Here is a 23,861-nt window from a genome sequence, read left to right as displayed (position 1 = left end):
TTAGGAGGAATTATTATGAAAAGAAATGTAAAAGTTGTTATTTGGGGATTTGGAGCAATGGGTAGTGGTATGGCAAAAATGCTTTTAAAGAAAAAAGGTGTAGACATTGTTGGAGTATGTGCTAGAGGTCAAAAAATAGGAAAGAGTATGTATGAATTATTGGAAATAGAAAGAGGAGATAGACGAGAAGTTATAATAAATCCTGATATTGAAAAAATATTAACTGAGACAAATCCAGATGTATGCCTTTGTGCAACAGATTCATTTACAAAAGAAGCATTTCCAAAATTAAAGGTTGTACTTGAAAATAAAGTAAATGTAATTTCAACAGCAGAAGAAATGGCATATCCATATGCTCAAGATCCAGAGATTGCTTCAGAGCTTGATAAAATTGCTAAAGAGAATGGAGTTAGTATACTTGGAACTGGTATAAATCCAGGTCTTATGATGGATTTACTTGTGCTTTGCCTAACTGGATGTATGGAAGATGTTGAACATATTGAAGCAAAAAGAGTAAATAGCTTATCACCATTTGGACCATTTGTTATGAAGGAACAGGGAGTTGGTACTACTGTTGAAGAATTTGAGAATGGAATTAAAGATGGTACACTTTCTGGACATGTTGGCTTTGCTGAATCAGCAGCAATGATTGCTGATGGACTTGGCTGGAAGATTGAAAAATTTGAGCAACAAATGAAACCAATAGTTACAACAATTGACAGAAAATCACCATTTGGATTCGCAAAGGCTGGAGATGTTGCTGGTGTTAGTATGACAGCTCAGGGATGGGTTAATGGAGAAGTTAAAATAGATTTAATTCACCCACAGCAGATTGAACCAGAAATGGAAGGAACAGAAACAGGGGATTATATAACAATTAAGGGGAACCCAGCTATTCATATGGCAAACAAGCCGGAAGTTGATGGAGGAATAGGAACAATTGCTATGTGTGTAAATATGATTCCTCACATAATTAATGCTGATGCAGGGCTTAAGACAATGATAGATCTTCCAGTTCCAAGAGCTATTATGGGAGACTTTAGAGATTTAATAAAAAATAGAGAATAATTGTCTTAAAGAATAGTATATATAGGTAAAAATAGTGTTATGAATAATACAGAAAATTCAGCTTCCTTTGAAACTTATTAAGAACAGCAGCAAAATTTGCAAGTGACAATGATAACTATATTATGGTAGTTCTATATAAATTTAATTTTGAAAGTGAATAGAAAATATTGGTGTATATATTATATACCAATATTTTCTACTCATAATTAAGTAATTTAATAAAAATGGGGGGCATAAAATTGATATTACAAGAAAAAATTTATAGCACATTAAAGGAATTAGTATCAGTTCCAAGTGTATCAGGTACAGAAGGCGAAAATCTTATATCTCAAAAAATATACAATATATTATCAGAAAATTCTTATTTTAAAGAAAATAAGAATAATTTTGGACTAGGCGAAATAGAAGGAGATTCTTTAGGAAGAAAATTTGTATGGGCTCTAGTAAATGGAAAATATGAGTCAAAAGATACAATAATATTAACAGGACATATAGATGTAGTTGAAGTAGAAGAATATGGACAATTAAAGGATATTGCTTTTAATGTAGAAGAATGTACAAAAAGAATTAATGAGTTAACTTTAGACAATGAGGCACTAGTAGATCTTAAATCTGGCAAATGGATTTTTGGAAGAGGAACTGCAGATATGAAATCTGGTATTGCTATAGATATTGAGATTATAAGAGAATTTAGTGAAAATAGGAATTTCAAAGGGAACATATTGTTTTTAGGAGTACCAGGAGAAGAAAGTAATTCAGAGGGGATGATAGCCTCAGTTCCTTTTCTTGTAAATCTTCAGGAGAAAATGGGATATAACTATGTTGGTGCAATTGTATCTGAATGTAGTATACCTAAAAATAAAGATGAGAAATTCAAAAGAATATATATGGGAAGTGTAGGTAAAGTAATGCCTTTGTTTTTCTGTGTAGGAAAAGAAACACATGTAGGAGAGTCTTTTAAGGGGTTAAATCCTAATGCATTGGTATCAGAAATAAATAGACTCCTAGAAGGTAATCCAGATTTCTGCGATAAGGTTAACAAAACTGTTACCCCACCACCTATGGCGCTAAAACAAACAGATTTAAAGGAACTATACTCTGTGCAAAGTCCTCTATTAGCAGCAGCATATTATAATATATTAACCCTTAATATGTCAGAGGAGAAGATTATAAGTGATTTAGAAAAGTTAGCATTTAAGGCATTTAGCAATGTTTTAAATAGTGCTAAAGAAAAAAGAGAAAATTATATGAAAATGTACTGTGAAGAAATTCAATATATTGAAGTGGAACCTTGTGTTATGCCTTATAAAAAATTGCTTTCAGAAGTTAAGGCTAAGAATAAAGATTTTGAAAGTTATATTAAAGAAAAAGTTGAGATTTGGAAAAAAGAAAAAAAGGACAATCAAACCATAGCCATAAATATAGTAAAAGAAACCTATGAAAAGTATGAAAATAAAAGGCCTATGATAATAGTTTCTTTTATTCCTCCATACTATCCTCATAGACATTTAGAAGATAAAGATGAAAAGAGTAGAAAATTTATAGATGCTATAAATGCAACAATAGAATATGCTGATGAAAAATTCAATGAAAAAATTATTAAGGATGACTTTTTCATGGCTATATCTGATCTAAGCTATGCAGGATGTGACAAAAATAAAGATTTAGATAATCTGTCTTCTAATATTGTTGGATATGGAGTGAATTATGATTTACCATTAGAAGATTTAAGTAAGCTTGATATTCCAGGAGTAGTATTTGGAGGAGAAGGCAAGGATTTTCATAAGTGTACTGAAAGGCTAAATGTTCCATACTCTTTAAGTGTAATACCGGAGCTATATAAGCACATAATTAACTCTCTTCTTAGTGTACCTCTACATTAGCGATGTTAATATTAAAGGTGTATAGGAATAAATTGTATGTTTAATTGGTTAAGTTATAGGACATTGATAAATAAAATTTTTTAATAAATTTAAGGGGGCTATTTTATGAACATATTTAGAAAAAGGAGCGTAGCGGACTTTAAAGAGGCGATAGAAGGCAGTGGTCTGCGAAAACAACTGACTGCATTTGATATAGCAGCTCTTGGAATTGGGTCAGTAATAGGAACTGGTATATTTGTTGCTACAGGTCAGGGGGCACAGCTGGCTGGCCCTGCGGTTACAATATCCTTTGTAGTAGCAGCAATAACCAGTGCCCTATGTGCTCTTACTTATGCAGAACTTGCTACTATGTTTCCAGTTGCAGGAAGTACCTATTCTTATACCTATGTTGCTTTTGGCGAGATTATAGCATGGATAATTGGTTGGAACCTGATACTTGAGTATACTGTTGTTGCGGCGGCTGTTGCATCAGGATGGTCATCAACTTTAGTTGGAGTTTTTGAAGCCTACAATATTCATCTGCCTGCAATGCTAATAAAGTCTCCACTGGTTGGTGGAATTGTAGATTTACCTGCAGTTTTAGTTATTGCTTTTATAACATGGCTGCTTTATATTGGTGTATCAGAGAGTGCAAAAGTAAATAATATAATAGTTTTTATAAAGGTATCTGTAATTATTATTTTTATAGTTCTTGGAGCAACGCATATAAATGTTGCTAACTATCATCCATTTTCACCTTACGGAACTAAAGGAATAATGTCGGCTGCTGCAATTATATTCTTTGCATATATCGGTTTTGATGCTGTTTCTACTGCAGCAGAAGAAACAATCAACCCTAAAAGAGACATCCCTCTTGGTTTAACTATTTGTTTAACTGTAATTATCATATTATATGTAGCTGTTTCGTTAACACTTACAGGAATGGTTCCTTTTAAAGAAATTGATGTAAATAATGCTCTTCCAGCTGCTTTAAGAAGAATAGGAATAAATTGGGGTTCAGCACTTGTTGGCGTAGGAGCTGTTATAGGAATGATTTCTACTCTTCTTGTAACTGTATACGGACAAGTTAGAATATTCATGGTTATGTCAAGAGATGGATTAATACCGAAATCACTAGCCAGAATATCTAAAAAACATGGAACACCTGGAATATGTACTATAGCAACAGGTGCATTAACAGCTGTTATAGGAGGATTTTTACCACTGACTGTACTTATGGATTTGTGTAATATAGGAACTTTATCTGCATTTATAATTGTATCTATAGGAGTTATTATTTTAAGAAGAACTATGCCGGATGTAGAAAGAAAGTTTAAATGCCCAGGTGTTCCTTTTACACCGATTTTAACGGTATTATTCTGCTTTTATCTCATGTATAGTTTACCAGGAGTTACTTGGATTAGATTTGGAGTATGGACAATAGTAGGCATAGCAATCTATTTCTTGTATGGAGCAAAACATAGTACATTATGTGATGCAACTAATAATTTAGAGGTAAATAAAGAGGAAAATAAAGAGGAAATTTAAATTATATTCTTCTATTATGTAGTAAATAACAATTGAATTCTAGGCTTTATTTGATTTTAAGATACATGATATAGTTGGTTCGTATTTTTGTGTTTTACAAATATTAAAAATGAAAGGAGTGTTTATAATGGCAACAAATAGTAATTCTATATTTAGAACTAAGTCTATTGAAGATTTATTAGCAGGGGCGTCAGGTGACAGAGCACTTAAAAAGGTTCTTGGACCAGTTGAATTGGTATTTTTAGGGATTGGCGCCGTTATTGGTACTGGAATATTTGTACTTCCAGGAGTTGCGGCTGCAAACTATGCGGGACCAGCATTGATTCTTTCATTCATTGTCTCAGGTCTCACTTGTATTTTCGCCTCTTTATGCTATGCAGAGCTTGCAAGTATGATTCCTATTGCAGGTAGTGCATATACATTTGGCTATGTTGGACTAGGTGAAATTTGGGGATGGATTATAGGATGGGATTTGGCACTTGAGTATATGGTAGGTTTATCAACTGTTGCAGTAGGTTGGTCAGGATATTTGGTAACACTTTTAGGAGCATTTGGAATACATCTTCCTGCAGCAATATGCAATCCTTTTGGCCAGAATGGTGGAATAATTAATTTACCAGCAGTTCTTATTGTATTTGTTATGATGCTGCTGTTAATAAGGGGTATTACAGAGAGTGTTAAGTTAAATAATTTTCTAGTTATACTTAAGTTAGGTGTTATAATTCTATTTATCATTTTAGCAGTGGGACATATTAAACCAGCTAACTGGAATCCATTCTTCCCCTATGGTGTTGGTGGTGTATTTAGAGGTGCAGCAGTTATATTCTTTGCATATGTAGGATTTGATGCAGTTTCCTGTGCAGCTGAAGAATGTAAGAATCCACAGAGAGATTTGCCAATTGGCTTAATTGGCTCTCTTATAGTTTGCACAGTGTTGTATATACTTGTTGCAGCTACACTGACTGGGGTTCTTCCTTATCTTGTATATAAGACTACAGCAGCACCAGTTGCATACGCTCTCCTTCAAGTTGGTATTACATGGGGATCGGCGCTAGTATCCGTTGGAGCCGTATGTGGATTAACTTCTGCATTATTAGTTACAATGTACGGGTGCACTCGTATATTATTCGCATTGTCAAGAGACGGATTACTTCCACAGGTATTTTCAACTGTTCATCCTAAATATAGAACTCCTGTAAATAGTACAATATTAGTTGCTATTATATCAATGTGTTTTTCTGGATTATTACCGGTAATGAGGCTAGCTGAAATGGCAAACATGGGAACCCTTATAGCTTTTATTATAGTTTCAGCATCAGCAATAGTTCTTAGAAAGAGAAGACCTGATATTGAGAGGCCGTTTAGATGTCCAGGAGTTCCTATAATTCCAAGCATAGCTATGATGTTTTGTTTGTATTTAATTTGGGAATTGCCACACTTTACTAAAGTTGTATTTGCAATATGGATAGCTATAGGAATTGTAATATACTTTGGATATAGTAAATCACACAGTGTCATGGAAAAATCCCAAAAATTAGGAATATAATATTTATGAGTTCATAGATAACTATAAATTTTAAAGAGATGCCCCTTTATAGTAATGGATACAGATAAAAAAGGCCTATTTAATTTACTTTAAGGGGGCGTTTTATTTTTAAATAAAATAAGTAATAAAATAGAAAAATGGTTATTAAGTCTAATTATATAGGAATCAGAAGATGGCTATTTATCTTCTTTATTTGATTCAAGCGATTTAAAAAAGGGGAGGAGATAATGTTCAATGAATTTAGACCTCTATGGTCTGAGATAAACTTGGATAATTTTGAACATAATGTAAGAGAGATAAAGCGACTTTTAAAAAATGAAAAGGAATATATTGCGATTGTTAAAGCTGATGCGTATGGTCATGGGGTTATTGAACTTACACATATACTTTTAGAAAATGGAATAAGATGGCTGGGGGTAGCGATACTAGACGAGGCATTGGAACTTAGGAGTGCTGGTATTGATAATCCTATATTGATATTGGGATACACTCCTTCTAATATGGCAAAAATTCTGATAAACAATAATATAAGCCAAACTTGTTTCTCATATGAACTTGCTAAAGCAATTTCAGATGCTGCCGTGGAGATTGGGAAAACAGGTAAGTTGCATATAGCCGTTGACACTGGCATGGGAAGAATAGGGTTTTTACCTAGTGAAGAAAGTGCTGACATTGTAAAACAAATAAGTATGCTGCCAGGTATTAAACTAGAGGGAATGTTTACACATTTTTCTGTTGCGGACCAAAAAGATAAATTATATACTTATGAGCAATATGCAAAGTTTAATCATTTTGTGAATATGCTTGAACGTAGAAATGTAAGGATTAATTTTAAACATGCTGCGAACAGTGCTGCTATAATCGATCTACCGGAAACTTATTTGGACGGTGTCAGGCCAGGGGCAATACAATATGGTTTATATCCAGGTGAAGAGATAATGAAATCTAGAATTGACTTAAAACCCGTGATGTCAGTGAAAGCGAATATTATACATGTTAAAGAAGTAGAAGCTGGGACCTCAATAAGCTATGGAAGGAAATTCATAACGGAAAGAAAGAGCAAAATTGCTACACTGCCTGTAGGTTGTGCTGATGGCTATTCATGGCGTTTTTTTAGAAAAGGAAAAGTGATAATAAAGAGTAAATTTGCTCCTATTGTAGGAGCAATATGTATGGATCAATGTATGATTGATGTTACAGACTTAGGAGATGTTCAAATAGGAGATGAGGTAATACTAATGGGGAGTGATGGCAACTTAAGTATAACTCTTGAAGACATAAAAGCGATGTTAGGTACTAGTTTAGGTGAAGTAATATGTATGTTTAGCAGAAGGGTTCCAAGGGTATATGTAAGAGGTGGAAAAATAGTAAAGGTGAAGAATTATTTAGCCGTATAAGTCTAACTTCTTTGCAATTGTGAACTGCCTAATCCATCTTTTCTACTATTGTTGATTTTGTTTAAAAAGAGTATTTTTGACATAAAAATCACCCCGCTAAGTAGACTTTACAGCAGTCTTTTTAGTTGTGTCTACTTAATGGAGTGATTTTCATTGGTTTAATATCCTTTATTAATTGCAAAGAAGGCTAAGATAATGAAAACTGTGTCTGGTGTATCGTTATAAAAAATATTGAGCATTTAGAAGAATAATAAAGAATTAATAATATAATTCTAATCTGTAGGGAAAAGCAATAATGTAATATAATGATAAAAGTGATAAGATAACTATCGTCGCTTGAGTGAGCGATAATACAAGCAAAATTAATGTACAAATTCGTTGACATCAAATTAGCTTGTATGATATCATATAAAAGCTGTGAAAAACCATATAAAAGTTAGTTAGATAACGTTTTAACTAATAATAAAAACTTCTTGACAAGCTTAATTAAAGGTGATAACATTTAATAGTCGCAGAGAGCGACATGATCCTTGAAAATTAAACAGAGGTAAAAAGTCTAAATGACTTTTTAAAGTAAACTAAACCAGCAATTCTTTTATTACTATATTATATAGTAGTGAGTAAACAGTAATGAGCATTCAAACTTTTAAATTGAGAGTTTGATCCTGGCTCAGGACGAACGCTGGCGGCGTGCCTAACACATGCAAGTCGAGCGATGAAATCCTTCGGGATGGATTAGCGGCGGACGGGTGAGTAACACGTGGGTAACCTGCCTCAAAGAGGGGGATAGCCTCCCGAAAGGGAGATTAATACCGCATAACATTAGTTTTTCGCATGGAGAACTAATTAAAGGAGCAATCCGCTTTGAGATGGACCCGCGGCGCATTAGCTAGTTGGTGAGGTAAAGGCTCACCAAGGCGACGATGCGTAGCCGACCTGAGAGGGTGATCGGCCACATTGGAACTGAGACACGGTCCAGACTCCTACGGGAGGCAGCAGTGGGGAATATTGCACAATGGGCGAAAGCCTGATGCAGCAACGCCGCGTGAGTGATGAAGGCCTTCGGGTTGTAAAGCTCTGTCTTTTGGGACGATAATGACGGTACCAAAGGAGGAAGCCACGGCTAACTACGTGCCAGCAGCCGCGGTAATACGTAGGTGGCGAGCGTTGTCCGGATTTACTGGGCGTAAAGGATGCGTAGGCGGATTTTTAAGTGAGATGTGAAATACCCGGGCTTAACTTGGGTGCTGCATTTCAAACTGGAAGTCTAGAGTGCGGGAGAGGAGAGTGGAATTCCTAGTGTAGCGGTGAAATGCGTAGAGATTAGGAAGAACACCAGTGGCGAAGGCGACTCTCTGGACCGTAACTGACGCTGAGGCATGAAAGCGTGGGTAGCAAACAGGATTAGATACCCTGGTAGTCCACGCCGTAAACGATGAGTACTAGGTGTAGGAGGTATCGACCCCTTCTGTGCCGCAGTTAACACAATAAGTACTCCGCCTGGGAAGTACGATCGCAAGATTAAAACTCAAAGGAATTGACGGGGGCCCGCACAAGCAGCGGAGCATGTGGTTTAATTCGAAGCAACGCGAAGAACCTTACCTAGACTTGACATCTCCTGAATTACTCGTAATGGAGGAAGCCCTTCGGGGCAGGAAGACAGGTGGTGCATGGTTGTCGTCAGCTCGTGTCGTGAGATGTTAGGTTAAGTCCTGCAACGAGCGCAACCCTTATCATTAGTTGCTACCATTAAGTTGAGCACTCTAGTGAGACTGCCCGGGTTAACCGGGAGGAAGGTGGGGATGACGTCAAATCATCATGCCCCTTATGTCTAGGGCTACACACGTGCTACAATGGGTAATACAAAGAGAAGCAATACAGTGATGTGGAGCAAAACTATAAAATTACCCTCAGTTCGGATTGTAGGCTGAAACTCGCCTACATGAAGCTGGAGTTGCTAGTAATCGCGAATCAGCATGTCGCGGTGAATACGTTCCCGGGCCTTGTACACACCGCCCGTCACACCATGAGAGCTGGCAACACCCGAAGTCCGTAGTCTAACCGTAAGGAAGACGCGGCCGAAGGTGGGGTTAGTGATTGGGGTGAAGTCGTAACAAGGTAGCCGTAGGAGAACCTGCGGCTGGATCACCTCCTTTCTAAGGAGTCGACAAAGTAGGTAATTCTACTTTGAAGGTTTGTTTACACTCTGTTTAATTTTGAGGGTTCAAATCCTAAATGGATTTGAACGGGTAATTTAGCCGAATACCTTCGGCGTTAAGAATTACCCCGGTCAGATGTTTCAATAACATCAATCTGGGGTTGTAAATTGCTCGTTATGAATCCCTTAATATTTTATGGGGGTATAGCTCAGCTGGGAGAGCACCTGCCTTGCACGCAGGGGGTCAAGGGTTCGAATCCCTTTATCTCCACCATAATTGTTCTTTGAAAATTGCACAGTGATATATAAATGAAAGTAAAGCTGAAGGTAAAACTACTTATTATATAAGTAAGTAACCTTTGTAGATTTAAGAATTAATATAAATTAATAGTAGCGAGCAGAACAAGGAAGCAACTGAATGAGGAGCAGAGTTTACTTAAGGTAAATGAGCACCGCAATGAGGGAAGCTGACGCAGTAATGCGAAGGTAATATTAATTTAGATGGTCAAGCTACAAAGGGCGCATGGTGAATGCCTTGGCACCAGTAGTCGAAGAAGGACGTGATAAGCTGCGATAAGCTTCGGGTAGGCGCAAATAGCCTGTGATCCGAAGATTTCCGAATGGGGCAACCCACACTACTAACGTAGTGTACTGTAAACTGAATTCATAGGTTTATAGGGATATACCCGGGGAACTGAAACATCTAAGTACCCGGAGGAAGAGAAAGAAAAATCGATTTCCTAAGTAGCGGCGAGCGAAAGGGAAAGAGCCCAAACCAGGAACTTGTTCCTGGGGTTGAGGACAGATCACAAATGAAAGTAGGAGTTAATTGAAGAGAGCTGGAAGGCTCCGCCGTAGAAGGTAACAGCCCTGTAGGTGAAAACGGAAACTTTTAGATCTGCTCCAGAGTACCACGAGACACGTGAAACCTTGTGGGAAGCAGGGAGGACCACCTCCCAAGGCTAAATACTAACTGGTGACCGATAGTGAAGCAGTACCGTGAGGGAAAGGTGAAAAGAACCCCGGGAGGGGAGTGAAATAGAACCTGAAACCGTGTGTCCACAACCGGTCAAAGCACTTTTACGTGCGATGACGTGCTTTTTGTAGAACGAGCCAGCGAGTTACGATATGTAGCAAGGTTAAGCACTTAAGGTGCGCAGCCGAAGGGAAACCGAGTCTGAATAGGGCAATAAGTTGCATGTCGTAGACCCGAAACCGAGTGACCTATCCATGGACAGGTTGAAGCGGAAGTAAAATTCCGTGGAGGACCGAACCACGTTGGTGTTGAAAAACCATGGGATGAGCTGTGGATAGCGGAGAAATTCCAATCGAACTCGGAGATAGCTGGTTCTCCTCGAAATAGCTTTAGGGCTAGCGTTGAGAATGAGTAATGGAGGTAGAGCACTGAATGGGCTAGGGGCTGACAACAGTTACTGAACCCTATCAAACTCCGAATGCCATATACTTGAATCTCAGCAGTCAGACTACGAATGATAAGATCCGTGGTCAAAAGGGAAACAGCCCAGATCATCAGCTAAGGTCCCAAAGTGTAAGTTAAGTGGAAAAGGATGTGGGATTTCTAAGACAACTAGGATGTTGGCTTAGAAGCAGCCACTCATTCAAAGAGTGCGTAATAGCTCACTAGTCGAGAGATCCTGCGCCGAAGATGTCCGGGGCTAAAACTTACCACCGAAGCTATGGGCTCGAAAGAGCGGTAGAGGAGCTTCCTGTATGGATTGAAGTCGTACCGAAAGGAGCGGTGGACTGTACAGGAGTGAGTATGCTGGCATAAGTAGCGAGAAATAAGTGAGAATCTTATTGGTCGAAAACCTAAGGTTTCCTGAGGAAGGCTCGTCCGCTCAGGGTTAGTCGGGACCTAAGCCGAGGCCGAAAGGCGTAGGTGATGGACAATCGGTTGATATTCCGATACCGCCAACTGACGTTATTACAAATGGGATGACGCAGGAGGATAAGATGTGCGCACTATTGGATGTGCGTCTAAGCACTTAGACATGTTTAACAGGCAAATCCGTTAAACTTAGTTGAGGTGTGATGGGGAGCCCTTATGGGCGAAGTATCTGATTCCACGCTGCCAAGAAAAGTCTCTATGGAGGAAGTTGGTGCCCGTACCGCAAACCGACACAGGTAGGTGAGGAGAGAATCCTAAGACCAGCGGAAGAATTGTTGTCAAGGAACTCGGCAAATTGACCCCGTAAGTTAGCGATAAGGGGTGCCTACGCAAGTAGGTCGCAGAGAATAGGCCCAAGCAACTGTTTAGCAAAAACACAGGTCTCTGCTAAAGCGAAAGCTGATGTATAGGGGCTGACGCCTGCCCGGTGCTGGAAGGTTAAGGGGAACACTTAGCGCAAGCGAAGGTGTGAACTTAAGCCCCAGTAAACGGCGGCCGTAACTATAACGGTCCTAAGGTAGCGAAATTCCTTGTCGGGTAAGTTCCGACCCGCACGAATGGCGTAATGACTTGGGCACTGTCTCGACAACAAATCCGGCGAAATTGTAGTGCAAGTGAAGATGCTTGCTACCCGCGATTGGACGGAAAGACCCCGTAGAGCTTTACTGTAGCTTAGCATTGAGTTTCGGTATTGTCTGTACAGGATAGGTGGGAGACTGAGAAACAAGGGCGTCAGCCTTTGTGGAGTCATCCTTGGGATACCACCCTGACAGTACTGGGATTCTAACCGGCGGCCATGAATCTGGTCACGGGACATTGTTAGGTGGGCAGTTTGACTGGGGCGGTCGCCTCCTAAAAAGTAACGGAGGCGCCCAAAGGTTCCCTCAGAACGGTTGGAAATCGTTCGTAGAGTGCAAAGGCAGAAGGGAGCCTGACTGCGACACATACAAGTGGAGCAGGGACGAAAGTCGGGCTTAGTGATCCGGTGGTTCCTCGTGGGAGGGCCATCGCTCAACGGATAAAAGCTACCTCGGGGATAACAGGCTGATCTCCCCCAAGAGTCCACATCGACGGGGAGGTTTGGCACCTCGATGTCGGCTCGTCGCATCCTGGGGCTGAAGTAGGTCCCAAGGGTTGGGCTGTTCGCCCATTAAAGCGGCACGCGAGCTGGGTTCAGAACGTCGTGAGACAGTTCGGTCCCTATCCGTCGCGGGCGTAGGAAATTTGAGAGGAGCTGTCCTTAGTACGAGAGGACCGGGATGGACTGACCTCTGGTGCACCAGTTGTTCCGCCAGGAGCACAGCTGGGTAGCTATGTCGGGACGGGATAAACGCTGAAAGCATCTAAGCGTGAAGCCCACCTCAAGATTAGATTTCCCATAGCGTAAGCTAGTAAGACCCCTTGAAGAACACAAGGTTGATAGGTCAGAGGTGTAAGCATGGTAACATGTTCAGCTGACTGATACTAATAGGTCGAGGGCTTGACCAACACAATTCACTGTGCAATTTTCAGAGAACAATATTGTTCCGTGGTAGCTCAATGGTGGAGCATTCGGCTGTTAACCGAAGGGTTGGAGGTTCGAATCCTCTCCACGGAGCCATTTTTATTTTTTGGGAAATAATATAGATAAGCAATCTAAGTGCTTATCTATAATTTGAAACAAGTTATTTTAGACTTTTATATCCAATTTGGTTTTAAGTTATCTAAAATATAATTTAAATAAATGAGTCTTAGGGGATTTCCGGTGCCTTCTAAAATAAGGTTGGGATCCTTTATTTTTATTTGATCCTTTAGGTCCCTCTTAAATGCACGTCTTTCTTTTTTCATTAAGGATGCAAAATATTCATATTGATCTATAACAGAATTTATTCCCTGTAATTTAGAATAATCTTTATCGTTAATATAAGTTTTTATTGAAAATACCCATATATAAAGATAAAGGCACATTACACTCCACATATCCGCATTAAGCTTTTCTCTGACTTCCTTTTGCATTGTGTTATCTTGAAATTTTTTGATTTGTAAAGGTAGATCTGAATTGTTTACTCTTAGGCTAAAAGTTGCAATATCATATAGAGTAAATAATATATCCTTTAAAAGTAAATCGATAGTTATGTAGTCACCTTTTTTCATTTCCAGCTCTATATTTAAACTATCCTTTATTCTATCAGATATTATTTTAAAGCTCTCTAAATCATTGTAGGTATTTATTAAACAATAAAGATCATAGATATTCTTATATAATGCCTCTAATTTAAAGTTTTCTAGTCCAAGAGAATTAGATGCTAGGGTAATTAGTTTGTCACTGATTGTTGAATACTTATCTATAGCAATAGGAACGTAATTAAGTTTTAGTCCTAAAGTTTCATTACTTATTAATTTGGTTTTATGAAGTTTACTTATATTTAAAAATAGAAAATCTATCTTTATTCCTGGATACCTAACTCTTTTTTTTGTTTTGAAAACAAAAGGTATATCAAAAATGAAGGTCATCATAGGTATTATTCTATGGTGAGGTTTTATATTTCTAGGTATATACTCCCTATAACTGCTGTTAAGACCATTTCGAGTAAAGTCATCTTTGATTGACTTCATAACCTTTTGTAATTCTTTAGGCGACAAGTCTGTAGCACAATCAATATCATTAGTACATCGCTGCCAGTCAACGGGCAAGTACAGTTGTGAGGCAGCACCTCCTTTTAGAATACATCTGTTGTTAGTTCTTTTTTGTATCTGATAAAATAACTCATAAATCCAATAATGCAGTTCTAGTGAATCTTTATTTAAAAAGCCAAAATACTTTGCTTTAGATTTAATATATCGACTTGTAAGGTTGCTTTTTTTCTTCAAGATTAATCCCTCCATGAAAGGCAATATAAATAGTTAATATACTATAAATATTATTAGCTAATAGTAGAACTTATATCAACAATAATATTTCTTTAATTTATAAAAATAAATGAGTTGCTAAGATGTACAAATTTAAGAAAAGGTTAAGAATTAACATAATAAATAGTTAAGATATAAGCTTTATAATTATAAGTATATTGTTTAGGAGAATTTTTCAAGGTATACATATTTTCAATTACTATGTTATGATTAAGAGTGTTAATATATATTTGTAGATAGAAACTTCAAACTTAACAGTATTTATAGAAGTGTTCCTTCTGCATTGCTGTAGGATAAGTTTGGAAAGGAGTTCATTATGGAAATAGAAACTATATTAGTTGTGGATGATGAAAAAGAAATTAGAGATTTAATAGGCATATATTTAGCTAATGAGGGCTATAAAGTAATAAAGGCTGCTAATGGGTTAGAGGCATTAAATCATCTAGAAAAAGAAGAGACAGACCTAATAATACTAGATATTATGATGCCAAGTATGGATGGAATTGAAGCCTGTATAAAAATAAGAGAAAATAAAAACATGCCAATAATAATGCTTTCTGCTAAGAGTGAGGATATGGACAAAATTTTAGGGCTTACTACTGGAGCAGATGATTACATAACAAAACCCTTTAATCCGCTAGAGTTGATAGCCAGAGTAAAATCGCAACTTCGTCGATACAAAAAATTAAATGCTGTACAAGAGAAAAATGAAGGTGTAATTGAGGTAGATGATTTATTAATAAATACGAATACTCATGAAGTTAAGATATCAGATAAGGAAATAAAATTAACCCCAAGAGAATTTGACATACTCTGTCTTTTAGCTAAAAATAAAGGAATAGTTTTTAGTATAGAAAAAATTTATGAGTCAGTATGGAATGAAGAGTTCTTTGAATCAGATAACACTGTGATGGTTCATATAAGAAAGATAAGAGAAAAAATAGAGGAAGAACCCCGAAAACCTAGGTTTATAAAAACAGTTTGGGGGGTAGGGTATAAAATTGAAGGTTAGGTGTCCTAAATTTATAAAAAAATTATTTAGTCCATTTACAAAAATATATAATTTAGCTCTAGATAAAATAAGCAAAAGCATAAGATTAGAATTAATAGTGATATTTGCAGTGTGCTTAGTAGCATCAATTATTGTAGGAAGTATTTCAAATGACACTTTTAAAAAAGGCAGCATGAGCGCCAGGATAGATTATACTAAAGGTGTTAAAAGGATATCAGATAAGGCATTAAATATTGCAGATACTATTAAAAATAGAAACATAAGTATTAACGATAAAGAAAGCATAAACCAAATATTACAACAATCAAGAAATGGGGAAAATTACAAAATACTAATTTCTGATTTAGATGGAAAGGTTTTGTACAAATCAGACAATGCTAATGAGACACAGATAGATATTTATGCTACTATAAAAAATGCGATGGAAACAATGGGTAATAGAGAAATATCAGTTAGAAATAATGATGAAATAATAGATACAGGGAGAGAATATGTGAATTTCTACCCAATTAAATTTTCTGATGGAAAAGGATATTTAATGGTAAGTGGTATACCCAAAGGAGATATTGTATATCATTATGGAGATAATACCCCATTACCAACAGTTATAGTTTCTCTTGCAGTCTTCTTTTTTATGTTTTATTTTTTAACTAAGAAAAAAATGAAATATATAGAGTTAGTTTCTTCTGGTCTTTTTGAAATATCTAAAGGCAATCTAAATTATAGAATAGAAAAACTGGGTTCAGATGAAATTGCACTATTGGCTGACAATATAAATTTTATGGCGGAAGAGCTAAAAAATAAGATAGAAGATGAAAGAAAAGCAGAAAGAATGAAAAGTGAGTTAATAACTAATGTTTCTCATGATTTAAGAACTCCATTAACATCTATTAAGGGATACTTAGGACTTATAAAAGAAAAAAAATATAATGAAGATCAGTTAGAACAGTATGTAAATATAGCATACAATAAGTCAGAGAAGCTTGAAGTATTAATTAATGATTTATTTGAATATACCAAGCTAACTAATAATGGTGTGAAATTGGATAAGCAAACTATAGTGCTTGATGGACTGCTTGATCAACTAGTAGAGGAACTGGTGCCTATATTTGAAGAAAATAAAGTAGCAGTATCTAAAGCATTTTTATTGGAAAAGGTTATAGTGGAAGTAGATCCTGGGAAAACCGCTAGAATATTTGAAAATTTATTTATAAATGCTGCAAGATACTCAATAAAACCTGGGATTATAAAAGTTGTATTGACAAAAGATAATGATTATGTAGTTGTGTCTATTCAGAATAAGTGCGAAGAAATGAGTAAAGAAGAATTAGAAAAAATGTTTGATAGGTTTTATAGATTGGAAAAATCTAGAGCATCGGAAACAGGGGGAAGTGGTTTAGGCTTGGCTATTGCTAAAAGTATAGTTGAACTTCAAGGGGGAACTATTGAAGCTAAATACAGTGACAAAAATATAAGCTTTGACGTGAAGCTTAAGATTTATAAAGGTTAAAGCTAATGCTTTAGCCTTTGTATTTATGAATTCAAAATAGTGGATATTCAATTCGCAAATTCACAAGATTTTAATGTAAAAAATATGTTATAATTGAAATATAATGATATAAATTAAACAAACTAATGCCAGGGGGATTGAATATGGAAATAAATGAGAGTAACAAACAGGAAATTATTTCGGGAATGGTTGAGGCAGCGGCAAGACCGATATTGGAAGCTAAAAGTTATTGGTACCAAAGTATTTATAATATCTTAAGAAGTAAAAAGGAAAATATAGAAAGTGATATTGATTATATAACTTTATTAAAGGCTGATATTATTTATCTTAAAAAATTGTGGAATAAAGAACTAGATGTAATATTTCAATGGGGTCAAAATGGTAAGATACCTGAATCAGATAAAATTAATGAAATTATTCTACAAATAGAAAATGATTCTGAAACAGAAGTTAAAGATGGGAAAATTGTATTCAAAAATGGTAAAAATTTAGATAAAGTTGATTTAGAATTTATTGAAAGATATAATGCTATTCAAGATTTAAATGGAAGAGCAAGTGCTCTGCACGAAGATTACATATATCTTAAGATTAGGGACTATATAACGTTAAATATATATCAATTTCTTTCAGAGAATAAAAATATTGCTGAAGGATTATTTAGAAATAGTCCCAAGGAAACTACACAGAGAATTGCAGACTTAGCTTCTAATTATGCTGATATGTGTATGTATAATAATATAGAAAATGAATAAAAAATATTAAGCTTTAGTTGAAATAAAGCTTTTAAACTTTAAATAAAAATTCTGCTCAGTTTTCAAGCAGAATTTTTATTTATTATAGTATTTCTAATTCATTAAAGGTATCATATTTAATTTTTGTATCTTCTCCAAAATCATTTGTTATTACTGAGGTTTCATTAGAAATAGATATATTGCCAATAGTATCAGAGTTTTTATATATGGATAGGTAATTGGTATTTTGTAAAATTTCATCAAAATCTACATTATATTTTTTTAGTATACTTCCTGCAATTCTTTGAGTACTTTCTTTTCCGCTTTCTATTTTTGCATTTTTTAAATCATTGAATACAGCATCTTTAACATCTTTCAAGTTGTTTTTCTTCATTTATTATACCCCCAAAATAAACTAGTTTCACTATTTATATATATTTACATAATCATGTTTTAGTATGCAAAATTGAGAAAGAAGTTCTTTATTTTTTCTATATAAAAGTGTAAAATTTTAATGGAGTATAATTTTGGAGGAGAAGATTTGAAAAATAATATAATTAATCAAGTAATAATTTTGTCACTTATTATGATAGTAGGAGTATATGCAAGAAAAAAAGATATTTTATCTAAGGAAGCTAGCAAAAGTTTTTCTAACTTTCTTACTAATATAACTCTACCCTGTTTACTTATTTCCTCTTTTAACTATACTTATTCTCAAGATATGATTTCAAAGGCGAGAATAATGTTTGTTTATTCAATAATCATTCATATAATATTGATTTTTGTAAGTAGGATTTTAACTTTTAAATATCCTGAAAACTCAAAAAAGGTTTTAAGATTTGCAACTATATTCTCTAACTGTGGATTTATGGGGTACCCTGTTTTAGAAAGCTTATTTGGGAAAATAGGAATTTTTTATGGTGCAATTTTTAATATACCTTTTAACATTTTTATGTTTAGTATTGGGATTATGATTTATACAGGAAAGAAAGATTTAAAAACGCTAAAGGAAGTACTCGTTAATCCAGCCATAATTGCTACTATTTTAGGACTAATAATTTTTAGTTTTTCCATTAAGCTGCCTTATCCAGTGTTTACAGCAATGAGTATTGTAGGTTCTATGACAACACCTTTATCGATGATTATTGTAGGAGCTATGTTATCAGAAATTAAGCTAAAGGATATTTTTTCAGGTACTTTAGTCTATTATGCATCTTTTTTAAGACTTATAGCAGTGCCATTTCTTACTTTAGGCATTTTAAAATTATTGAATGCAGATAAATTATTAATGCAAATAGCTGTAATAATTGAAGCTATGCCAGCGGCAGTATTAGCATCTGTTTTAGCTGAAAAATATGGCGCAGATACAGCACTAGCTTCTAGAAGCGTATTTATATCTACAATAATATCAATGATTACTATACCTTTTGTAGTTATGTTTTTGTAAGCAAGTATAATTAAAATGAATTGTAAATATATTTTAATGTATTATTAGATTAGGAGGAAAAGCAATGTTTGACACTCATGTACATACAAGGTTTTCTACAGATTGCCAAATGGAAATAGAAGATGCTATAAAATCGGCAGAAAATAAAAATATATCGATGATAATAACGGAACATATGGATTTAAAGTTTCCAAAAGAAGGGCTTTTTTGTTTTGATGTACAAGATTACTTTGAAAAATATTCCAAGTATCGAAGTGACAACGTTTTGCTAGGAATTGAACTTGGAATGAAGGAGGATTGTATTGAAGAAAGTAGAGAGCTTGTAAAAAGCAATCCTTTTGATTATATTATAGGGTCTGTACATCTGATAGATAACCTGGATATATATTATAATAAGTATTATGAGGGTAAAAGTAAACAAGAAGCATATGAGAAGTATTTTAGAACCTTGTACAGATCTGTAAAAGCTTTTGACTTTATTGATAGTATGGGGCATATAGACTATATAGCAAGATATGCTAAATATGATGATAAAGAAATATACTATAAAGATTATTCAGAGATTATAGATGAGATACTTAAGACTTTAGTAGAAAATGACAAGTGTTTAGAACTTAGTACTAGAAGGCTTAACGATGAAAAGGCGATACAGAATATTATTACTATTTATAAAAGATTTAGAGAGCTGGGGGGGGGAAATGTAACAATAGGATCTGATTCACATGTCCCTACAGCTATTGGAAGTAATTTTAACATTGCCAGGGAAATAGTTCAGCTATGTGGTTTAAAGGCAGTACATTTTAGAGAAAGAAAAAAGGAATATGAAAAAATATAATAAAGCTAATACAAAAGTGTATACTAAATTATATAGTTAATGTAAATAGGAGGATCACACAAATGAATTTTACATCAAATTTAGAAAAATCTATGGAGAACTTACATAAAAAAGGGGCATTTTTAACATGTAAGGTAGATAATGAAGTAAATACCATGACTATAAGCTGGGGAAGTATTGGATTTGTTTGGCATAAGCCAATGTTTACAGTGCTTGTAAGAAAGTCAAGACATACTCATGAGCTCATCGAAAAGTGTGGAGAGTTTACTGTAAGCGTACCTTTTGATGATAAAATGAAAAATGCATTAGCAGTCTGTGGATCAAAATCAGGGAGAGAAATAAATAAAATTAAAGAATGCAACTTAGTATTAAAGGATGGGAAAAATATTTCTATCCCAGTAATAAAAGGATGTGGAATTCACTATGAATGTAAAGTTGTATTTAAACAAGACATGTGTCCTAATCTTTTAGATGAGAGTATTGATAAAGCTTCTTATGGAGCAAAAGATTATCATACTGTATATTATGGAGAAATAGTGAATTGTTACTTAGATGAAGAATAAATATTGCACCTCTCGCTTGATGTGAGAGGTTTTACTTTTTTAAAAAAATGATGTAAAATATTAATTAATAATAATTATTAAAAAGGAGCAGTTATATGAAACCGTTAGCGGATAAAATAAGACCTAGTTGTATTGAGGAAGTAGTTGGGCAGCAGCATTTAATAGGAAAAGGAAAGATACTTAACAGAATTATTGAAACGAAACAAATACCGAATATGATTTTTTATGGACCGCCTGGAGTTGGAAAAACCACCATTGCGAATATTATTGCAGGTGCAACGAATAAAAGATTTTATAAGCTTAATGCAACTAATGCTTCTGTTAGCGATATAAAAAAGATTATTGATGAATTAGGTAATTTGATGTCAATAAACGGAGTATTATTATATTTAGATGAAATTCAGAATTTCAATAAAAAGCAACAACAATCTTTATTAGAGTATACAGAAAATGGGCAGATAACTCTGATAGCTAGCACTACAGAAAATCCATATTTTTATGTATATAATGCTTTGCTAAGCAGATCCTCTGTATTTGAGTTTAAACCCTTAAGTAAAGAGGATATTGTTAAATCCTTACTTAGAGCTGTTAAAGCTGTTGAAAATGAATTAAAAGATACAAAAGTTATTTGTGACGAGAGTATATTAGAATTTCTTGCCGAAAACAGTGGAGGGGATTTAAGAAAATCCATTAATAATTTACAATTAACACTTTACACTGCTTCTAGAAATATTGATGGTAACATTGAAATTACATTGGAAATTGCAAAGGAGTGTTCTGGAAAAAAGGCCTTAAATTATGATAAATTAGGTGATAATCATTATGATGTATTAAGCGCCTTTCAAAAATCCATTAGAGGAAGTGACCCTGATGGAGCCATTCATTATTTGGCAAGACTTGTGAAAGCAGGGGATTTAATATCAATATGTAGGAGGCTCATGGTAATTGCTTCTGAAGATATAGGGTTAGCATATCCAAGTGCTATATCTATAGTTAAATCCTGTGTTGATTCAGCCATGCAGCTGGGATTTCCAGAAGCTAGAATTCCACTGGCGGAGGCTGTGATACTACTTGCTACGTCACCTAAATCTAATTCAGCAATAAATGCTATAGATAATGCATTAAAGGATTTAGATAATATAAATGTAGGGGAGGTACCAGAATATTTAAAAGATGCACATTACGGAGGTGCACAAAAATTAAATAGAGGTACAGGATATAAATATCCGCATAATTATAAAAATCATTATGTGAAACAACAATATTTGCCGAATAACATAAAAAATACTGTGTACTACATACCAGGTGACAACAAGATGGAAAGCTCAGCTAAAGCATACATGAGTTTTATAAGAGATGTAAACAAATAGAGGTGAGCGTTATGGATAGTAATGAAAAAAATATATTAGATATTCTCTCTAAGAATCCATATTATATTAAATCGATTCAGGAACCTACAGAAGAAATGCAGCTTCTGGCAGTTAAAGAAAATGGCATGCTTCTTGGATATATAAAAAAACCTACAGAAAAGGTACTGTGGGAAGCATTAAAATCTAATAAATGGGCAATCGAGTATATTGAGAATCCAACAGAGGATATGTGTTTATATGCCGTTGAGCAGGCGTGGAATTCACTTAAACATATTAAAAATCCAAGTGAAAAACTCATAAGAAAGGCTATAGAGCAAAAAGGATGGGCCATTCAATTTTACAAGAATCCTTCTAAAGAAATTCAACTTTTAGCCGTTGATAAGGATTGGGACTCAATAAAGTATTTAGACAATCCAGAAGAAGAAGTTAATCTATTGGCAATAAAAAAGGAATGGAATGCTATAAAATATATTAAAAATCCATCTTTTAATGTTCAAATTGAAGCCGTTACTCAAAATGAAGAAGCAGTAATATATATTGACAATATTACAGAGAATATGTGGCTTCGTTTTATTAGTCATAATGTAAAGGTAATAAAATATGTAGATGGTAATGTGAATATAGAGAAGATTAAGGAAGTCTTAAAAGAAAAACTTTCTGATGAAAATATAGACAAAGAATATGTCTTAGATTTTATAAAAGAGGATACTTTAAATATTGATAAAATTAAATTTGCATATAAATATGGCAGCATGAATACTAAAAAGATTATATTAGATTATAAACTTTCCATATAGAACTTTATAGTAAGCAAGATTACTGTATATCAATTAGACTAAAAATGATGTAAGGAGATGACGTAGATGAATTTTACAGATGCTATTTTAACAACAGATCTAGTAATAAAAAGTGGAGCAGTACCACTTATTATAGGAGAAAGTGGTATAGGAAAAACTGCGCTTATAAAAAGATTGGCGCAAAAGGAAGGTTATCATTGTATTACTATAGATGCCAACATACTTAAAGAAGGTGAAATTGGAGGATTACCAACGGTTCAGGAATACACAGTTGAAGTTAATGGAAGGGAAGTTACAAGAAGAAAAACCGTATATGCAATTCATACAAAATTGCTAGAAATAGATGGAATTTTTAAAAAAGAGCCAAGCAAAAATATAATATTATTTATTGACGAAATTAATAGATGTGAGCATAGTGTACAGCAAGAGCTTATGAATATAATTCTAAATAGAGAGATAAATGGATATCTACTGCCGGACAATGTAAAAGTTATAGCAGCTATGAATCCCTCTAGTAAATATGATACTTTTGCAGAAAGCAGTTATCAAGTAGTTGATATGGATCCTGCTCAGGAAGATAGGTTTGTATGGATTGAGTTAGATGCAGATGTTAAGGAATGGTTAAGATGGGGAATGGAAAGAAATAACGTAAGTGGAGAAGAGAATATTCATCAACGTATAGTTGAGTTTATTGCCAGCTTTCCAGAGTACTTACATAATCCATATTCTCAAGAGAGTATTAAAGCTACCCCAAGAAGCTGGGAGAGAATATCAAATGCATATAGAGTTTATTTAATAAGTGAAGGAAAAGTACCTTCAAAAATTTTATATAACGTAGTCAAAGGTAATGTAGGTCCAAGCATTGCACAAGATTTTTACAATTATTTGGAGAACTATACTAATCCGCTAATTACACCAGAAGAAATATTTTCAGAAGAAGAAATAAAGGAGGAATTAGCGGAAAAGGTCAATAAAGAAAGTCACTCTAGGTTATACTTAGCAGCTAAAAATGCTTTAACATATCTAAATAATTTAGATGGCAGAGAAAGAGAAATTAAATTATTTTCAGAGTTCCTTCAACTGTACCCAGTGGATTTAAAAATGGGCATTATGAAAGAAATAAAGTGGAATTATGAGAATAGCCTTTATGTTGAATTTTTAAATGAAAAATCTTTTGTAGAGGGTTATTTTTCAGTATATGATCAGATTTAATTCTAGA

General features: G+C 34.6%; 16 protein-coding genes, 2 tRNA genes and 2 rRNA genes. 18 read left to right on the top strand and 2 right to left on the bottom strand.

From position 1 onward, the window contains the following. Positions 1–15 precede the first annotated feature (15 nt). The 9 genes from ord (at position 16) to ACZ5N4_RS20265 (ending at position 13,088) form a co-directional block, all read left to right on the top strand. Positions 16–1,068 carry a 2,4-diaminopentanoate dehydrogenase gene (ord, locus tag ACZ5N4_RS20305; protein WP_464204318.1) on the top strand — a complete coding sequence of 351 codons (1,053 nt, stop codon included), beginning with the start codon at positions 16–18 and terminating at the stop codon, positions 1,066–1,068. A gap of 239 nt (positions 1,069–1,307) precedes the next feature. Then, on the top strand, positions 1,308–2,951 hold the full coding sequence (locus ACZ5N4_RS20300; protein ID WP_464204317.1) for a M20/M25/M40 family metallo-hydrolase: 1,644 nt from the start codon (positions 1,308–1,310) through the stop codon (positions 2,949–2,951). Positions 2,952–3,056: 105 nt separating this feature from the next. After that, positions 3,057–4,478, top strand: coding sequence for an APC family permease (locus tag ACZ5N4_RS20295; protein WP_464204316.1), 1,422 nt, complete (start codon positions 3,057–3,059; stop codon positions 4,476–4,478). Positions 4,479–4,605: 127 nt separating this feature from the next. After that, the gene (locus ACZ5N4_RS20290) at positions 4,606–6,024 is read left to right on the top strand and encodes an amino acid permease (protein ID WP_464204315.1); all 1,419 of its coding nucleotides are present in this window, start codon (positions 4,606–4,608) and stop codon (positions 6,022–6,024) included. 227 nt (positions 6,025–6,251) lie between these two features. Beyond that, positions 6,252–7,421 (top strand): alanine racemase, encoded by a 1,170-nt coding sequence (gene alr / locus ACZ5N4_RS20285; RefSeq protein WP_464204314.1) that lies wholly within the window; start codon positions 6,252–6,254, stop codon positions 7,419–7,421. 647 nt (positions 7,422–8,068) lie between these two features. Further along, positions 8,069–9,577: ribosomal RNA gene (locus ACZ5N4_RS20280) — 16S ribosomal RNA — on the top strand. A 200-nt stretch (positions 9,578–9,777) separates the two neighbouring features. Continuing rightward, a tRNA-Ala gene (locus ACZ5N4_RS20275) sits at positions 9,778–9,853 on the top strand. A gap of 229 nt (positions 9,854–10,082) precedes the next feature. Then, a 23S ribosomal RNA gene (locus ACZ5N4_RS20270) occupies positions 10,083–12,976 on the top strand. Together the 16S and 23S rRNA genes with 2 tRNA genes alongside form the textbook arrangement of a ribosomal RNA operon. Before the next feature lie 37 nt (positions 12,977–13,013). Continuing rightward, positions 13,014–13,088 (top strand) — tRNA-Asn (locus tag ACZ5N4_RS20265). A 77-nt stretch (positions 13,089–13,165) separates the two neighbouring features. Here the strand turns inward: ACZ5N4_RS20265 and ACZ5N4_RS20260 are convergent. Further along, positions 13,166–14,338 carry a nucleotidyl transferase AbiEii/AbiGii toxin family protein gene (locus ACZ5N4_RS20260; protein WP_464204313.1) on the bottom strand — a complete coding sequence of 391 codons (1,173 nt, stop codon included), beginning with the start codon at positions 14,336–14,338 and terminating at the stop codon, positions 13,166–13,168. Between the two features lie 355 nt (positions 14,339–14,693). On the opposite strand from ACZ5N4_RS20260, the gene ACZ5N4_RS20255 reads away from it, so the two are divergent. The 3 genes from ACZ5N4_RS20255 (at position 14,694) to ACZ5N4_RS20245 (ending at position 17,651) form a co-directional block, all read left to right on the top strand. After that, positions 14,694–15,389, top strand: a complete 696-nt coding sequence (locus ACZ5N4_RS20255) for a response regulator transcription factor (protein ID WP_464204312.1) — start codon at positions 14,694–14,696, stop codon at positions 15,387–15,389. Further along, entirely contained in the window at positions 15,379–16,899 is a 1,521-nt protein-coding gene (locus ACZ5N4_RS20250; protein WP_464204311.1) for a sensor histidine kinase, read from the top strand. Before ACZ5N4_RS20255 ends, ACZ5N4_RS20250 begins: the two co-directional genes overlap by 11 nt. Before the next feature lie 143 nt (positions 16,900–17,042). After that, a complete protein-coding gene (locus ACZ5N4_RS20245) occupies positions 17,043–17,651 on the top strand; it encodes a hypothetical protein (RefSeq protein ID WP_464204310.1) in 609 nt (202 codons plus the stop codon). Between the two features lie 82 nt (positions 17,652–17,733). Here ACZ5N4_RS20245 and ACZ5N4_RS20240 read toward each other — a convergent pair whose 3' ends face one another. After that, positions 17,734–18,024 carry a hypothetical protein gene (locus ACZ5N4_RS20240; RefSeq protein WP_464204308.1) on the bottom strand — a complete coding sequence of 97 codons (291 nt, stop codon included), beginning with the start codon at positions 18,022–18,024 and terminating at the stop codon, positions 17,734–17,736. 147 nt (positions 18,025–18,171) lie between these two features. Here ACZ5N4_RS20240 and ACZ5N4_RS20235 point away from each other — a divergent pair, with 147 nt between their 5' ends. The 6 genes from ACZ5N4_RS20235 to ACZ5N4_RS20210 all read left to right on the top strand — a co-directional run bounded on the left by ACZ5N4_RS20235 (position 18,172) and on the right by ACZ5N4_RS20210 (position 23,854). Further along, on the top strand, positions 18,172–19,077 hold the full coding sequence (locus tag ACZ5N4_RS20235) for an AEC family transporter (protein ID WP_464204307.1): 906 nt from the start codon (positions 18,172–18,174) through the stop codon (positions 19,075–19,077). 64 nt (positions 19,078–19,141) lie between these two features. After that, a complete protein-coding gene (locus ACZ5N4_RS20230; protein WP_464204306.1) occupies positions 19,142–19,912 on the top strand; it encodes a histidinol phosphate phosphatase in 771 nt (256 codons plus the stop codon). A gap of 62 nt (positions 19,913–19,974) precedes the next feature. Continuing rightward, entirely contained in the window at positions 19,975–20,475 is a 501-nt protein-coding gene (locus tag ACZ5N4_RS20225) for a flavin reductase family protein (RefSeq protein ID WP_464204305.1), read from the top strand. A 95-nt stretch (positions 20,476–20,570) separates the two neighbouring features. Continuing rightward, complete coding sequence (locus ACZ5N4_RS20220; RefSeq protein ID WP_464204304.1) at positions 20,571–21,845, top strand: replication-associated recombination protein A; 1,275 nt, start codon at positions 20,571–20,573, stop codon at positions 21,843–21,845. An 11-nt stretch (positions 21,846–21,856) separates the two neighbouring features. Continuing rightward, positions 21,857–22,642, top strand: coding sequence for a hypothetical protein (locus ACZ5N4_RS20215; protein WP_464204303.1), 786 nt, complete (start codon positions 21,857–21,859; stop codon positions 22,640–22,642). A 66-nt stretch (positions 22,643–22,708) separates the two neighbouring features. After that, positions 22,709–23,854, top strand: coding sequence for an AAA family ATPase (locus tag ACZ5N4_RS20210; protein ID WP_464204302.1), 1,146 nt, complete (start codon positions 22,709–22,711; stop codon positions 23,852–23,854). Positions 23,855–23,861 lie beyond the last annotated feature (7 nt).

Source organism: Clostridium nitrophenolicum, from assembly GCF_055391695.1.
The sequence above is the reverse complement of the archived record's forward strand: the minus strand, read 5'-3'. Positions and strand labels throughout refer to the sequence as shown.

What these genes read in the sequence shown, in the direction of transcription:
- ACZ5N4_RS20210 (WP_464204302.1), top strand. Translation starts at nt 22,709, where the DNA reads ATGAATTTTACAGATGCTATTTTAACAACAGATCTAGTAATAAAAAGT.
- ACZ5N4_RS20225 (WP_464204305.1), top strand. Translation starts at nt 19,975, where the DNA reads ATGAATTTTACATCAAATTTAGAAAAATCTATGGAGAACTTACATAAA.
- ACZ5N4_RS20255 (WP_464204312.1), top strand. Translation starts at nt 14,694, where the DNA reads ATGGAAATAGAAACTATATTAGTTGTGGATGATGAAAAAGAAATTAGA.
- ACZ5N4_RS20220 (WP_464204304.1), top strand. Translation starts at nt 20,571, where the DNA reads ATGAAACCGTTAGCGGATAAAATAAGACCTAGTTGTATTGAGGAAGTA.
- ACZ5N4_RS20295 (WP_464204316.1), top strand. Translation starts at nt 3,057, where the DNA reads ATGAACATATTTAGAAAAAGGAGCGTAGCGGACTTTAAAGAGGCGATA.
- ACZ5N4_RS20215 (WP_464204303.1), top strand. Translation starts at nt 21,857, where the DNA reads ATGGATAGTAATGAAAAAAATATATTAGATATTCTCTCTAAGAATCCA.
- ACZ5N4_RS20290 (WP_464204315.1), top strand. Translation starts at nt 4,606, where the DNA reads ATGGCAACAAATAGTAATTCTATATTTAGAACTAAGTCTATTGAAGAT.
- alr (WP_464204314.1), top strand. Translation starts at nt 6,252, where the DNA reads ATGTTCAATGAATTTAGACCTCTATGGTCTGAGATAAACTTGGATAAT.
- ACZ5N4_RS20230 (WP_464204306.1), top strand. Translation starts at nt 19,142, where the DNA reads ATGTTTGACACTCATGTACATACAAGGTTTTCTACAGATTGCCAAATG.
- ACZ5N4_RS20240 (WP_464204308.1), bottom strand. Translation starts at nt 18,024, where the DNA reads ATGAAGAAAAACAACTTGAAAGATGTTAAAGATGCTGTATTCAATGAT.
- ord (WP_464204318.1), top strand. Translation starts at nt 16, where the DNA reads ATGAAAAGAAATGTAAAAGTTGTTATTTGGGGATTTGGAGCAATGGGT.
- ACZ5N4_RS20245 (WP_464204310.1), top strand. Translation starts at nt 17,043, where the DNA reads ATGGAAATAAATGAGAGTAACAAACAGGAAATTATTTCGGGAATGGTT.